A 14,593-nucleotide genomic window follows, 5' to 3' on the forward strand; every position below is an offset into this window, starting at 1 on the left:
TACTCCTTACAGCTTCTTCGCGCCTTTCAGCAGTGCGCCACGCACAAACTGAGCAGCCTTTTTCAGTGCGTCCTCGCCACTTTCGCAGACGACCGGCTCGCGCCATTCGCCCGTTGATGTGTTGAGGATCTGGATTTGGTTGGTCTCCAGGCAAACGGACACGTACAGAACCGTACCGCCTGAGAGTTTGAGGTGCATAGGAAACAGAGGGCGCTTGGTGCCGCCATTGAACTGCGACATCGCCACATTGATGGCTTCGCCAACCTCTTCCCCAACAAGCCCTTGAACGGACTCAAACACTGCGCGGATAGCCAGACGTGCTTCACGTTCACTCATCAAAGAGCGGGATTGTTCGTCAGCAATGCGGATCAGTGCTTCAATCGCTTTACGATCTAATTCATCCGAGAGGGGAAGTTCGTCTATCATTCTGTTTTTCCTCGATTCATTTCGCGTGTCTTATTGTCACACTGCCCAACAGGGGAGCAACATTCAGTGGAAGGTCACTCGTCCTGTTATACGGCGCTCGATGTTTTCAGCGGCTCTATCCAGCACTCGCAATACCGATCTGGCTCGCGCTTCAACCGTGCGGCACTTTTCAGAAATAACGAACACCTGCAGATCGCCGGTTTGGGGAAGCGTGTTGATTTTCGTCAGCTCACCGCACATAAGTGCATCGATGCGAGCAACATAGAGACGGTCAAGCGATCCTCGCTGGGGACGCGCGAGATCTTTGCTGGAAAGCTCAACGCCCGGGCGAAGACCCGCGATAGCATTGAAGTTGGAAATGGCCGCTTTGTGGCAAAACTGCTCAATGTCGAGAGCCAGCTCGATGCAGCGGTCTTCGTTGGTCTGGCCGACCAGGTCAAGCGTATAAGCCATGACATCGGCTGGCGTGCGGTCGATAACAAAACCTTCAACGCCGCGGGTGATCATCTCGATATGTCTGGCAATCTCCATCTGAACCTGAAGACGTTCGTAAAGGGGCAAACGCTCGCCAACCTTCACCCCCAGACTGCTCATCAGCTTGCCAACGCCGGCATCCACATACGGAATGCCATAATGCGCATCGATGTACCTTGCCAGGGTTGTTTTTCCACTGCCCTGTGCGCCAGTGATTCCAATCCGGTAATCCATTACGACCTTCTGTATACGATCTGCAAAAAGCCAGGCTCATCCTCATTTGCACGTTGGGTATAAGCCGTTTCGACTGGTACGAACCCTAAAGAACGCATCATTGGCGCCGGGAAGAACGCATCCGCGCCCGGCACATCCACGCCAATATGCGACAGCCAGATCTCTTCTACGTGTGGCATAAAGAGCAAGTAAATCTGCCCGCCACCAATCACCCAGACCGGATCTGGCAGTCTCAAAACGTCATCGATGCCAGCGGGGTAGAACCCATTGGGGATATACCCACGAGAGCGCGTCAAAACGAGGTTATGGCGCTCTGGCAGCGGGCGCTTGAGACTTTCCATCGTCTTGCGTCCCATCACGACAGTGGCGTTTTTGGTGAGTTGTTTGAACAGTTTCAGATCGGTCGGGCAACGCCAGGGAAGTTCGTTGCCAATGCCGATTTCATAGTTGCGGCCGACAGCTGCAATCATCTTCATTGGCTTACCTCATAGATGGTTGGTCGCTGGTGAGAATCTGCCAGCGCAGAACGCAGACGCGGATCATGAACCAGTGCGGCGATAAGTAAGTCGCCTTTGTGCTCTGCCAGCGTGCGCTTGATATGGGTTTCAAAACTGACACCGCGCGGAACAAGGTGGAGCCAGTCATAATCAATGCCGAAGTCCTTCAGCCAGCGTTTGGTTGGGCCTTCGAGCGCTTCCGGACGACTACTGATAAGCACCACTTCAGCACCGGAGCGAGCAAAACCACGCAACATGCGGCTGGTGGGAAAGATGAGTTCATCACCGGCAATGAGAGCGCCTGCATCCGCATCAGACACTGCTTTGCGATGGCTGGCTCTCGCCAGCACACCTTCAATTTCACACAACACATACATCCCTCTGGCCATATCACACCGCCACTGGAACCTTGATCCACGGAAGAGGGCTGTAGCCGCACACCTGCACACCTTCCCATTTGAAGTCGTCCAGTTCGGCCCATTCATGCGGAAAAATGACAACCGGGTCGGACTCTTTGGGCGGCTCGCGCTTCATCAGCTCCTCAACGCCTTCCATGTGGTTGTCGTAGAGATGAACGTCAAAGCCAAAATGCACGAATGCGCCAGCCATGTGGCCGGTGATCTTCGCGAGGAAGTGGGTGAGAATGCCGTAACCGGCGATGTTGAACGGCATACCAACAAAGGTATCGACGCTGCGCTGCACCAGGCATGAGTTCAGAATGCGTTTCGGGATGCCCAGCTCGTCCAGCATGTTCTCAGTAATGCCGCCATCTCTTTCCAGAAGACACAGCATCTGGGTGTAAATGGATTCGTGGCCGTGGCGGTTGTGCTGGATGCCAATGTCGGTGGCCATCGTCAGTCGAGTCTCAAAGTCCAGCTCGCGACTCCACAGTGAAAACACGAAATGGCATGGCGGCAGCTTCATATCTTCCAGTTCGCCAACATTCCAGGCATTCAGCAGGATGCGACGATCTGTCGGGTTGGTGCGAAGCGTGTGAACGATACGCTGTAGCTGGTCGATTTCACGGGACAACACAACGCGATCTTCACTTACGCCCAGATACCCCTCGACCTTGTACCCGCGCTCACGGAACGTGTCGATTTTGCTCAAATACTCGCTATGGCTCACGATGCGGGTATCTTCCCACCGACGCCATTGTTTGCCATAGACCGGGCCTAAATCGCCATTTTCATCAGCCCAGGCATCCCAGATTTTGACGCCATTGTCTTTCAGGAACTGGATGTTGCCCGTTCCTTTGAGATACCACTCCAGCTCAACCAGTAACGGCTTCAGGTTGACGGCTTTTCCGGAGATAAGTGGAACAGAGCCTCCCGTCAGCATGTAGTAGGAAGGGACATATGAAACGCTTTTTGTGCCGGTTCCGGTGCGATCACCCGCGTGAACGCCAGTGTTGAGCACCGTTTCAACCACTTTGGCATACGAACCACTGGCAAACTGACCGTTCGTAAAGTCTCGATTCAGTAGGATAGACAAAATCAACCTCACACAAGATAAGTAAGTACATACATATTATTTTATACAAGTCTATCTGTCAGAAGTGTGTAAGGCTAGGAGGGGAGTAAAAAAAAATGGTGGCTCTTAGGCCACCATTGCAATGAGCAATTAAGAACTTGGACAATAAAACACGCCCAGGCAATATATAATGATAAGTGGATACTTACAATTATTTTTTTACCATCTCGTAAAGAGATGAGGCTTTCGCCTTCTCAACAAAGCGAGTCAGATCCACATCGCTGTAGGTTGGGGATTTGAGGATCTTGCCATCAGAAACTCTGAAGCCAATCATCATGTCAGTCCCTTCAGCGTGGCGGAAGCCCAGATCTTCCTTGTCGTATTTGCAATTCTCTACCGCCACACGACGCTCTTCGGCGCCAGCCGGCCACAGCTTGGTCATGTTGGAACGATGGATTTCTGCCACCAGCTCAACAATATCGATACCGAGAAAATCAGCCAGGCGGTAGGTCATCATGCAGGCAACGTAGATTTTATTCATCACGCGGCGCAGCTCCTGCACCAATTCGGAATCGCTAATCGGCTTCGCTTCGAGTTTGTCAGCCAGCGCATTCAGCATTAATGCAGCTTCTTTTGCTTCTTCAAACGGGATGGCCATGTCGTCAAAGACCGTGTTGCCTGGAACCATGATGGTGTGGATGAAGCGATCAACACTCTGCTCTTGGGTGTAGTAGCTCATACCTGTAGAGATACCGCCTTTGATGGCCACCATTGTGCCGACGCCCACGTAAAGGAAGTCAGCCATCGCATCCAGCAGCGCCGTCATGTCCCCGTTTTTAGCTGCCGGGATGCCCTCGGTAACAGCTTCTTCGTGGATCAGCTTGGCACGCAGACGCAGTAGTGCCGGATCTGGAATGGCACGGCGTGGGTGATGAAACAGTGTGTGGAACTGGTCAACCATCAGGTAGATGCTTTCCGTTGCCTTGCCAAAACCGGGATTCAACTCGTAAGGCTCTGGCTTAAATCCCACGAGTTTGTCTGCGGCAAGTTTCAGATGATCGGTCAGTTTCGTAAATTTCATGTCTTCTTTCTTTCCTTTGGACTTCATTTGATACGTCAATTGTGACCCAGCAGCGCCAGGCCACAAAGTGGTTAAACTCGGCTTAAAGGTCTGCGAACTGGCTCAGGCCGGAGCGATCGACAGCGGAGTCAATCTGGCCAACGAGGTAGTTGCTTTGTTCAGCTTCCTGCGGAGCGATCTGCAGGGTGTCTGACAGCAGCCATTTGTTCATCCATACCAGTGGATCGTCTTTGATTTCCGGGAACAGCGGTCGCAGCCCAAGACGACGCATTGCCAGGTTGGTGCGGTATTTCACATAGCTTTTGAGGATGTCGGCATTCAAGCCAATCATTGAGCCGTCTTTAAACAGATAGTCAGCCCAGCGCATTTCCTGCCCGGCCACGTCCATCATGGTCTGATAGATGAAGCTCTCTTCTTCTGCGGCAATCATCTTCCACATCAGACCTTCACGACCGGTACGCATAAAGCGGATCATGCGTTCAGTACCTTCGCAATGCAGAGCCTCGTCGCGCGCGATGAAGCGCATGATCTTCGTGTTGCCCTCCAGCAGCTTCCGCTCACCAAAGGCGAACGTACACGCAAAGCTCACGTAGAAGCGAATCGCCTCCAGTGCATTCACCGACACCAGTGTTCGGAACAGCTGGCGCTGGAGAGGGTAGGGCTTGCCATCAAACTCGCTGACATACAGCCGTTCAAATTCGTCTTCGCCAAGATGCTGGCGAGCGCAGGTCATTTCGTACAGCCTGTCATATTCGCTTGAGATGCTTACAGCCCGGCTGATGATCTCTTCGTCCGTGACGATGCCGTCGAAAACGATGCTCGGGTCATCCACCATACCGCGGATAATGTGCGTATAGCTGCGGCTGTGAATCGTCTCGGAGAACGACCAGGTCTCGACCCATGTCTCCAGCTCAGGAATGGAGATCAGCGGCAGCAGTGTTGCGTTAGGACTGCGACCCTGAACGGAATCCAACAGCGTCTGGTAACGCAGGTTGCTCAGGAAAATATGGCGTTCGTGCTCTTGCAGCTTGGTATTGAAGTCGATGCGGTCAGTGGTAATGTCGACTTCTTCAGGGCGCCAGAAGAACGAGAGTTGTTTCTCAATCAGCTTTTCGAAGTCACGGTACTTTTGCTGATCGTAGCGTGCTACGTTGACAGACTGGCCGAGGAACATAGGTTCCTTCGTTGCGTCGTTAGCGCCCAAACGGAAAGTAGAATAAGTCATGTGTTTCCCTCTGAATGTTATCGAGTGGCTTTAAACAAATTGTTATCTTATTGGTTTAAACAAGGTGCTCAACTCAATGAAAAGGTGGGGATTTCTCCCCACGCTCATCAGATTTTGCACGCACCATCGCACTCATCTTCTGGCTCAACAACCTCCGCAGCGGAAGGTTCTGACACCTGATCGTCGTCATCACGCTTACCAGCGCCATCACGCGTGTTGTGGTAATAAAGCGTCTTCACACCTTGCTGATACGCAAACAGCAGGTCTTCCAGCAGCTTCATCATTGGAACCTTGTCGCCAGGGAAGCGAGTCGGGTCGTAGTTGGTGTTCGCAGAGATGGCCTGATCGAAGAACTTCTGAATGATGGCCACCTTAGTCAGATAGCCGCGGTTGTCCGGCATATCCCACAGGTACTCGTACTGGTCTTTCAGTTGCGCGAAGTCCGGAACGACCATCTTCACGATGCCGTCTTTGGACGACTTCACGGACACCGGGCCGCGGGGCGGCTCAATACCATTGGTGGAGTTGGTGATCTGACTGGACGTCTCGCACGGCATTTGGGCGGTCAGAGTGGAGTTACGCAGACCATGCTCACGGATACGGCCACGCAGCTCTTCCCACGGCATTTTCAGCTCGAAAGAGGTCTCCGGGTTGGTATCCAGCGTTTTGCGATAGTGGTCGACTGGCAGCTGGCCCTGTGCATATTTGGTGTGGGAGAACCAGTCACATGCACCTTTCGCTTCGGCCAGTCGGCAGCTCGCATCGAGCAGGTAGTACTGAATGGCTTCGAAGGTCTCATGCACCAGCTGGTTGCCCGCAGTGTCAGAGTAGTTAAAGCCGTTCTTCGCCAGATAGTAGGCAAAGTTGGTTACGCCAATGCCCAGGCTACGACGTGCTTTAGCCGGGATTTCTGCAGCAGCCATCGGGTAGTCCTGATAGTCGAGCAGAGAGTCCAGTGCCGCCACAGCGTAGAACGCCACGTCTTTCAGTGAGTCCAACGTGCGGATCGCGCCCAGGTTAAACGCAGACAGAGTGCAAAGCGCGATTTCCCCGTTCGGATCGTCAGTGAACGCCAGTGGCTTGGTCGGTAGCGTGATCTCCATGCAGAGATTGGACTGGTGTACCGGTGCAATTTCCGGAACGAATGCGCCGTGATCGTTCATGTGGTCGACGTTGGCAATGTAAACACGACCAGTAGAGGCACGCTCCTGCATCAGCGTAGAGAACAGGTCGACGGCCGGGATAGATTTCTTACGGATGCTCTCGTCGGCTTCGTACTTCAGGTACAGCTCTTCGAACTTGTCCTGATCAACAAAGAACGCGTCGTACAGGCCCGGCACATCGTGTGGGCTGAACAGCGTAATGTTTTCGTTGCGCACCAGGCGGCGATACATCAGACGGTTAATCATCACGCCATAGTCGAGATGACGAACGCGGTTCTCTTCAATGCCACGGTTGTTTTTCAGCACCAGCAGGCTTTCTACTTCCAAGTGCCAGATCGGATAGAACGCTGTAGCAGCGCCGCCGCGAACACCGCCCTGAGAGCAGGATTTCACAGCTGTCTGGAAGTGTTTCAGGAATGGAATAACGCCAGTGTGGGTGGCCTCGCCATTGCGGATCTCACTTCCCAGCGCACGCAGACGCCCAAAGCCAATACCAATTCCCGCGCGACGTGACACGTAGTCAATGATTGCGGAAGACGCAGCGCTAATCCCTTTCAGACTATCAGCAGCTTCAATCAGCACGCAGCTGGAGAACTGGCGAGTAGGGGTGCGCACGCCGGCCATAATTGGCGTTGGCAGAGACAGCTTGAATGTACTGGTCACATCGTAGAAGCCTTTGACCATCTCCAGACGCGTCTTACCGGCGCAGCCATCTTCCCAATTCTGGAACAGGCACATGCCGACCAGCATATAGAGTTGCTGTGGCCCTTCGTAGATAGCGCCAGTTACTCGGTTTTGAACGAGATACTTGCTCGCCAGCTGCACGGTGGCGGCATAGCCGAAGTATTCGTCGCGCTTAGGCTTGATGTACACGCCCAGCTCGGCAATTTCTTCCTGAGAGTAGTACTTGAGAAGGTCTTCATCGTAAACGCCACGACTGACGTTGCTGACGATGTGATTGTAGAAATTCGGGTAGTCATACTGGCCGAAGGCGTCCTTGCGGATCTTGAACAGGCTCAGTCGCGCGGCAACCTGCGAGTAGTTCGGGGTTTCCGGAGAGATCAGATCGGCAGCGGACTTTACCAGCGCCTCATGCAGCTGGCAGGTGGTCATTCCGTCGAAAATGCTGGCAGCAGCGCCCATAGCGACAGCAGACGCGCTAACGTTGCGAATGTTTTCGACTCCCCACATCACAACGCGGTTGTATTTTTCCTCTGACAACGGCTCAGTGGAACCGTTACGTTTTACGATGCTTATCATGTATCACCCAATAAAAAAGGCCACTAAATATAGTGGCCTCATGTTAATAGATAAGTACTTACCTATCAATTACCGACTTATAAAATTCCTGCAAGAACATCGCGAACCTGAAGGAATTGATCTGTTTGCATACCGGTGTAAATCGACGCGACAGCGTCCGCAAGGTGCTCGTTTTTATTCACCAGCACTTCCTTACCAGATTGCTTACGGCGCAACCACGGGGCGTTTGGCTGCTTCTGCGTAGCCCACTGAATGATCTCTTCCTTCGACGTGGTCAGCTTATTCCCGACATAGTGCTTAATCTCGTTTGGCGTGACCTGTATCAGTGGCTTATCCACGCACGCCAGTACGCCAATACAGATGCCGTATGAGGTCTGAGAGCGACTCGATTGGCTACCAACCGGCAATTCGCAAAACACCATATGAGCCTGCTCGATTATGGGCTTGGCGGTACGCCAGATTTCATTAGCGCGGCGCAGATCGTCGCTGTTTACGCGAACCGTCTTCTTGTTGCCGCCAGCTTTGGTTTCCACCAATGTCAGGCCATGAATGTCCAGCTTATCCGTTTCCAGATCCAGCGTGCCAATCGCCAGGCCAAAGTTGCTCATTGAAGGGTCGACGCCGACCACACGAATGGTTTTACTCATTTTTGGTCTCCTTACCACGTAGCCCAGGTTGGGCATTCCATTAGTTTCTGTTCAAGTGTCTTTTCCGGCTCGCGAGTTGGCGGCTTCGGAATGTCGCTAACAACGTGAATGCTATCGTTGGTTAGAACGCCTGCAGCAATGTCTGCATCGATCATGCTCTGGCCGATGAAATGCCGCATGATGTCGATCAGATGGCGTGCAGCCGTTTCATTCGCGCTGAATACATGGGGGAGAAGTACTTCAATAATCGCTACTTCACATCCCTCCTCGTAAAAGCAGAGTTTCGCCCGCTTTGAAATTGGCGCGTGTCGGTCATAGTCAACAGAGAAGCTGGCGAAAGCAGCACCCGGCATTGCAACGTGATCCGCGCGTGCGTTAGCGTGTCGAATCAGATTAGTGAATGCGGTGCTGATGTGCGTCTCCATCGCATTGAAGAGCGCATTTTCTTGGATGTTCAGCGTTCCGGTTTCAGGAATCACAACGAACCCCGGCCCAGAATGTGGGAGATATCCACCTTCCGTAAATGGATTAATAAGGATCGGCGCAGTGCTTCCTGACGGCAGCATAGACAAACTCGGCATCAACGGAGTCGATGACAGCAGACTGGTTAATACCGAGAACTGGTCGTCATTGATGTTTTCGTTTTTCCACAAAAGTGCAGGCGCAGCTGCTTTTGCCGTATGGTGGTTTATCAGCTTTATAGACTGCATCACGGCAAACATCTGCAAAAACTGCGTTCGGCTCAAGTTAAACGACATAGCTGCGACCCTCTTTGACTTCGACTGTGATGGTTTCCCGGAACCACGATTTCATCTCTTTGTGGGAAATGATCATCACTGTGCCGCGTTCACGCGCTTTGGCTTCCAGAATCCCCATGAGACGCTCCAGACCGGCAGTGTCGAGCGCGTCGTCAATTTCATCGCCGATAAACAGCTCGATATTCTTACTGGCGCGACTGGCAACCAGATCCTGCAAAGCAAGAGAGCACGCAATGCGTACCTTACGCTTCTCGCCACCAGACAACGTCTGGAAGGATTTGCTGGAGCCTGTTTTGGTTACGCTGATATTGAATTTGTCGCGATACTCGCCTTTCTTCGTTGTCTCCATTGTCGACCATTCGGCAACGATGTTGCCGTCCGACAGCGTGTTGAGATACTCCGCAGTTCTGATGTTAAGGAAAGGCGTAACAGAGGTCAGGATGTGTGAACGCACACCAGCTGGGGAGTAAACCTGGCGAGCTTTCTCCAGCAACAGAGCCTGCTCCTGAATACTCTTTAACTCATTTTTAAGTACTGAATGATTAGATTTATTGGCAGCAAGGTTGTCTTCATGACGTTTAATAACGGCCAGAAATGGGTTTACCTCTGCCATAATGCGATTCATGTCGGTACGTGCCCGCGCCACCATCGCTTCGACGGCCACAACTTCACGTTCTCGATGACGCAGCGCACTTAGCTCATTGGTCAGGCGTTCGATTCTGGCGATGATTTCTGATACGTCGGGTGTGGCTGCGACCAGTGCAGACTCGATGCCGAGCGCTTTCTCAAGACGAGCTTTGTGTTGAGCCACTGCCGCTGCTGATGCCTGCGCCTGGCCGATCTCATTACGCGCTTGTTCAATGAAACTCTCCTTTACGGTGGACAAATCTTCTTCGCAGTAGGGCTTTCCGCACGTAACACAAGGTGCTCCGACCTTTGTGCCAACCTCTTCTGCTTTGGTTTTAAACGAGCGAGCACGGTTCATGGACTCGTTCTGTGCCGCTTCTGAAGTGCGGATGCTTGAGCGGATCTCCGTAATCGCACCGCGCACCTTCAGCAGTTTGGCGTCATGCTCTTCTTTGGAGGCCAGCTTACTGCGTTCGCCAGCAATCGCGTTTTCCGTATCCCGGATCTGTTCCGGCAGCGAGCGAATTTCCATCACGACTTCGGACAGCGTTACCTCCGCGCCAGCCAAATCGACGCGGGCCTTGTCCAGACGTTCGCCGCGATCGCGCTCCCAACTATCAGAGGACGCTTTGGCCGCCTCAATCTCTGACTGCGCGGTCTCGATAAGCGTGAGACAGGCGTCCATTTTGGATTTGGTAACATCCATGCGTGCGGCAGCTGCATTAGCACGCTCGCGAGCAATGGCATAGGCTCGCGTTAACCGGTCGACGCCAGCGGCTTCTTCAACGATGGTTTTGAGGTTCTTGTCGGACATACCCGGCAGATCAGGCATTGCTTCCTGACTGGCGTAGATGGACGCCATGAACACCTCTTTCGATGCACCAATCAGGCGTTCAACGAACTCCTGCGTCAGTGTGTCTTTGCCTTTGGTCATATCACCGTCTTCGCCACGGACGATCAGCCGGTTCTTGAACTCTTTGTGTTTGCGGTGGCGAATGATGGCGTAACGCTTTCCTTCATCCTCAACAGTCACCATCACACGACAGTTTTTCTCGTGACCTGTAGACAGCACGTCGTCACCTTTGACGCCATGCGCAGTTTCGCCATACAGACACCACATCAGGCTGTTCATCAATGTCGATTTGCCCGCACCATTGCTGGCAGCAGAAGAGTCGCCACTGTTAACACCCTGAATGAGCACCAGACCGCGTTGGTCTAACTCAACTTCGGCGCTGGCTAACGCCATGAAGTTCTCAACCTGGAGCTTTAGAAATTTCATACAATGCCTCTAACTTTTTGATTCAAATGCTGGCCTTTTCGCAGTTGAAACTCTGTGTGGGCCGGGAAAGATCTCCGTTTCAGTACGCCTTGTTTGCTCAGTCTTCCCAGATAAAACGCCACAGGGTTTCCGTTGGGTGGGTAGGGCTTGTGGAACATCACCGTCTGGCCTCGTTCAAGTCTTTTCATCGTGGAGATGAAGTCCCGAAAGCTCCCAGAATGGCTCGTTCTCACACTGCCTCCGCACTCTCCGCTTCGGTCAGGATCTCCTGACATAGCATGTCCAGCTTGCTCAGGTCGAAGCCGCCGTCAGTGTCGTGAACGATTTTGCAGTACGCCGCGACGGACTCGCCCAGGCTGTCTATTTTGCTGGTCTCCGCAGTACTGGCAGTGCCTTCCATCATCGATGCCTTGCGGATGAAGTTGCAGACGACACCCTTCGCGCCCATTGTTTTCAGGACGTTCTGGATTTTGATGCCTTCTTCATCGCTCTCCACAACGGCACGGAAGCGCACGTAGTTACCGCGAATTTGGTCGTCTTCCACATCGTCCTCAAGGTTGACGAACTTGGGTGCGGAGGTTTCGTAGTGGGTGAATGTGCCGTCAGGGTTGACGATCATGAAGCCAGCCAGCGAGCCAACATCGCCCCAATTCTGGTGCGTCAGCGCCCCGATGCTAACCACTCCAGGCAGCACTTCTTTGTGGTTGTGGTAGTGTCCGGACAGCAACAAACGGAAGCCGATATCTTTCAGTTCCTGTGCGTCGATGCCGACATCTGGCATGGTGGGGATCGCTTTGTTGATCGAGGTATGCACAACGACATCGTGATTGTCGCCATCCAGCCCGGAACGCAGTGTTTTGAGGTCGCTAATAAGCTCTGCGTGGTTGTTACGCCAGCTAATCAGGTGGACGGTTACGTCGCCCATTTTGATGGAGTGAGGACGTTTGCCGCAGACAATTTCCACACCGATTGAGCGCAGAGAGGCCGCTGCATTGGCGCTGTATACGGAATCGTTGGTTTCGAGGTCGTGGTTGCCGGCCAGCATAACCACTTCGAGGCCCAACTCTTTGATGATCCACTCGTAAGTTTCAGTCACGAAATGCAGGACGGAAGGTGATATAGCACCACGAACATGGAAAGTATCACCAGCCACCAGCATGTACTTACAGCCCGCAGCTTTCATGGCTTTGGCTGCTTCTTTCGTGGCGTCCAGTTGGATCTCCAGTCGAGAGTTCAGCCCGTCAGCGTTTGTTGTCGCAAAAGCATCCCAACGATGATAATGGGGATCTGATATCACCCCGTATGGCAATGTCATGTGTCTTTTCCTTTGTGGTTATTTTGATACAGATGTTAAGCGTGTTTGAGAGGCGAGCAACCCAGACAACACGGCACAGAAGAAAATCTACAGGCACACGATTATGACAAAATATATAAGTAAATACCTACTTATTTTTATGGTGGTGACAATATCTCAACCGTATGGGGGCTTATTACTTCGGATCGCGAAACAGCATCTGCGTGCCTTTGGGGGACGTGTCGAAAAGGTGAAAACCTCTGCGTTTTAGCATGTCGGCCATTTGCGAGGATTTGACGTAGCACTTCGCCATCATCGGCTGGCTCGGGTTTGAATCGATCATGTCGGACACCAGCATTGACCCATAGCCTTTCCCGCGTAGCTCTTTGACGATACTGACGGCACGGAGTTCAAGTCGTGGCGCACCGGTTGGATCGAGTTCGGCACAGAACCAGATTAGCCCTGCTTTTTTGTCATCAGAACGGCGCAGCAGGATGTAGATATAATGCCCGGAGTATTGGCCCTGCTCGTTCGTCTTGATGGCCAGCCTGGTCTGCTTCTCAAAGGTTTTACCCCCCTTTGATGTGAGGATCTCTTCGTAGAAGTGACCCTTGCGTGCGCCGTCTTCGAACTCACCCATGATAAATGGCATGTCTGCCACAGTTGCTGCCCTTGAATAAAATTCACTCATGTATTAATCCCTAAAGCTCTCAGTGTCTTTCTAAGACACCATATTTTATGCCCCGGTAAAACCATGAGTTTACGTTTAAAACGTCTCAGGGGGCTTCTGACGCGCTACGCTGATGTCGATTACCCCAGCTTTTGGGCGAGGGTCGACAAGATTCAACTCTTCAGCACTGTGATACTCCGTATCGAACTCCCGATCGACATGGCGAATGTAGATGGCCGTAAGAAGGCTGTCGTCGTTCAGGAAGTGTCCGTAGGATTTGCGGATCACTTCGCCAACCTTCTCGATCTTCTCTCCACCCATGCAGAGATGGTTAAACCGGCTGTGTTTCCGCAGCATCTCATCCACCGGGCCGGAGTAGACCTTATCGACTCTCCCGAACCGGATGATATTTCCAGTATCAGCCTCAACCAGACAAACGAGCTTGCCAGGTTCGACCCGGTCTCGCCATGTTACACCAGAGCGGAGTGTGTTGAAGTAGGGTGCGTCTAATCCGATGATCGGTTTACGAAATGCCAGCAGTGGCACGTAACGTATGCAGCTGTTCAGGTGGAAGTGCGCCCCGGCGTCGTGGAGTTTGAGCCGGGTTTCGTTAATCGGGCACTTCGACGCAATGCCGCACAGGTCGCAGAGCAACTTCTGTTTGTTCAGGCTAGTGTTCGATTCAATGGTGTAGGAGCCATCTTCAAGACGGCGAACCCAGCGCGTGCGTTTGAGATCCATAGTTCTTATTCAAATAGTTTTGTCCGGGGCAACGATAACTGACAAGGCGCACCGATGTTTGCAAATGCCTGTTTTACTTATACCCATTATTCACAGGACCGATCCAATAATTAGATCCCCAGAGAGATCCTACAGAAGATCAAAAGAGATCCCCGATCGTCTCCAGCCGTTGCGGTTACTGGCCTGAGAGGGGGTTACTATCCACTATGGGGAGGAAAGTAACCTCTGTAGAGAGCATAATAACCGCTATGAAGAGCAAAACAACCTCTCTGGAGAGTGGTCGGTATCCACTGTAGTGAGTAGGAGACATTGTCTTAACTGGATAACTCAGTGCCTGTTTTTCTACGTCAGGTGGCTGATATTCATAGAGATGTTGGAAGTTTTGCGTTCAGGCGTGTTTGTTTCGACCACACATTATCCCCAGAAGGGGAGTGATGGCTGGTTTTGCAATTACCTGATTTTTATACACAGGCCCGATCCAGTAATTCAGATCCTAAAGAGAACCAAATAGACCCACAAAGACCCAAAAAGATCCCCGTACCCCGCAAACCGTTGTGCCACATGGCCTTAGAGGTGATCGATATCCACTATAGAGAGAAGATCAGCCACTATGAAGAGTAAACCAACCACTGTAGAGAGTAGAAAAACCACTATAGGCGGTAGGATAACCGCTGCGATGAGTGCTACTATCCACTGTAATCAGCAAAGGCCACCAAAGCGGTCGAATAAAAAGAGACACTTGGA

General features: G+C 52.3%; 15 protein-coding genes. All 15 read right to left on the reverse strand.

Features of this window, described 5'->3' with window-relative positions; all coding sequences use genetic code 11:
* Positions 1 to 6: 6 nt before the first annotated feature.
* The 15 genes from L2Y28_RS25315 to L2Y28_RS25385 all read right to left on the reverse strand — a co-directional run bounded on the left by L2Y28_RS25315 (position 7) and on the right by L2Y28_RS25385 (position 13,849).
* Entirely contained in the window at positions 7 to 426 is a 420-nt protein-coding gene (locus tag L2Y28_RS25315) for a hypothetical protein (RefSeq protein ID WP_004109992.1), read from the reverse strand.
* Between the two features lie 63 nt (positions 427 to 489).
* A complete protein-coding gene (locus L2Y28_RS25320; protein ID WP_000386471.1) occupies positions 490 to 1,134 on the reverse strand; it encodes an AAA family ATPase in 645 nt (214 codons plus the stop codon).
* Positions 1,134 to 1,610 (reverse strand): trimethoprim-resistant dihydrofolate reductase DfrA51, encoded by a 477-nt coding sequence (gene dfrA51 / locus L2Y28_RS25325; RefSeq protein ID WP_022649916.1) that lies wholly within the window; start codon positions 1,608 to 1,610, stop codon positions 1,134 to 1,136. The genes L2Y28_RS25320 and dfrA51 overlap by 1 nt, the downstream gene beginning before the upstream one ends.
* Positions 1,607 to 2,002, reverse strand: coding sequence for a hypothetical protein (locus L2Y28_RS25330; RefSeq protein ID WP_160859100.1), 396 nt, complete (start codon positions 2,000 to 2,002; stop codon positions 1,607 to 1,609). The genes dfrA51 and L2Y28_RS25330 overlap by 4 nt, the downstream gene beginning before the upstream one ends.
* Positions 2,003 to 2,021: 19 nt before the next feature.
* Positions 2,022 to 3,125, reverse strand: coding sequence for a thymidylate synthase (locus L2Y28_RS25335; protein WP_022649915.1), 1,104 nt, complete (start codon positions 3,123 to 3,125; stop codon positions 2,022 to 2,024).
* 190 nt (positions 3,126 to 3,315) lie between these two features.
* Positions 3,316 to 4,185, reverse strand: a complete 870-nt coding sequence (locus tag L2Y28_RS25340) for a hypothetical protein (RefSeq protein WP_022649914.1) — start codon at positions 4,183 to 4,185, stop codon at positions 3,316 to 3,318.
* Between the two features lie 82 nt (positions 4,186 to 4,267).
* Positions 4,268 to 5,410, reverse strand: coding sequence for a class Ia ribonucleoside-diphosphate reductase subunit beta (gene nrdB / locus L2Y28_RS25345; protein ID WP_002231164.1), 1,143 nt, complete (start codon positions 5,408 to 5,410; stop codon positions 4,268 to 4,270).
* 107 nt (positions 5,411 to 5,517) lie between these two features.
* Complete coding sequence (gene nrdA, locus L2Y28_RS25350; protein ID WP_022649913.1) at positions 5,518 to 7,833, reverse strand: class 1a ribonucleoside-diphosphate reductase subunit alpha; 2,316 nt, start codon at positions 7,831 to 7,833, stop codon at positions 5,518 to 5,520.
* Positions 7,834 to 7,910: 77 nt separating this feature from the next.
* A complete protein-coding gene (locus L2Y28_RS25355) occupies positions 7,911 to 8,480 on the reverse strand; it encodes a hypothetical protein (RefSeq protein ID WP_022649912.1) in 570 nt (189 codons plus the stop codon).
* Between the two features lie 11 nt (positions 8,481 to 8,491).
* Positions 8,492 to 9,238: a hypothetical protein gene (locus tag L2Y28_RS25360; protein ID WP_004110014.1), complete on the reverse strand. Its 747-nt coding sequence runs from the start codon at positions 9,236 to 9,238 to the stop codon at positions 8,492 to 8,494.
* Positions 9,228 to 11,144, reverse strand: coding sequence for an AAA family ATPase (locus L2Y28_RS25365; RefSeq protein WP_022649911.1), 1,917 nt, complete (start codon positions 11,142 to 11,144; stop codon positions 9,228 to 9,230). The genes L2Y28_RS25360 and L2Y28_RS25365 overlap by 11 nt, the downstream gene beginning before the upstream one ends.
* Positions 11,141 to 11,419, reverse strand: coding sequence for a hypothetical protein (locus tag L2Y28_RS25370; protein WP_045261882.1), 279 nt, complete (start codon positions 11,417 to 11,419; stop codon positions 11,141 to 11,143). The genes L2Y28_RS25365 and L2Y28_RS25370 overlap by 4 nt, the downstream gene beginning before the upstream one ends.
* Positions 11,374 to 12,459 (reverse strand): metallophosphoesterase, encoded by a 1,086-nt coding sequence (locus L2Y28_RS25375; RefSeq protein WP_022649910.1) that lies wholly within the window; start codon positions 12,457 to 12,459, stop codon positions 11,374 to 11,376. The genes L2Y28_RS25370 and L2Y28_RS25375 overlap by 46 nt, the downstream gene beginning before the upstream one ends.
* 175 nt (positions 12,460 to 12,634) lie before the next feature.
* Positions 12,635 to 13,090, reverse strand: a complete 456-nt coding sequence (locus L2Y28_RS25380) for a GNAT family N-acetyltransferase (RefSeq protein WP_228051550.1) — start codon at positions 13,088 to 13,090, stop codon at positions 12,635 to 12,637.
* Positions 13,091 to 13,204: 114 nt separating this feature from the next.
* Positions 13,205 to 13,849, reverse strand: a complete 645-nt coding sequence (locus L2Y28_RS25385) for a hypothetical protein (RefSeq protein WP_022649908.1) — start codon at positions 13,847 to 13,849, stop codon at positions 13,205 to 13,207.
* Between the last annotated feature and the right edge of the window lie 744 nt (positions 13,850 to 14,593).

Origin of the sequence: Enterobacter sp. JH25 (genome assembly GCF_021725435.1) — a bacterium.
Taxonomy (GTDB): domain Bacteria; phylum Pseudomonadota; class Gammaproteobacteria; order Enterobacterales; family Enterobacteriaceae; genus Enterobacter; species Enterobacter intestinihominis.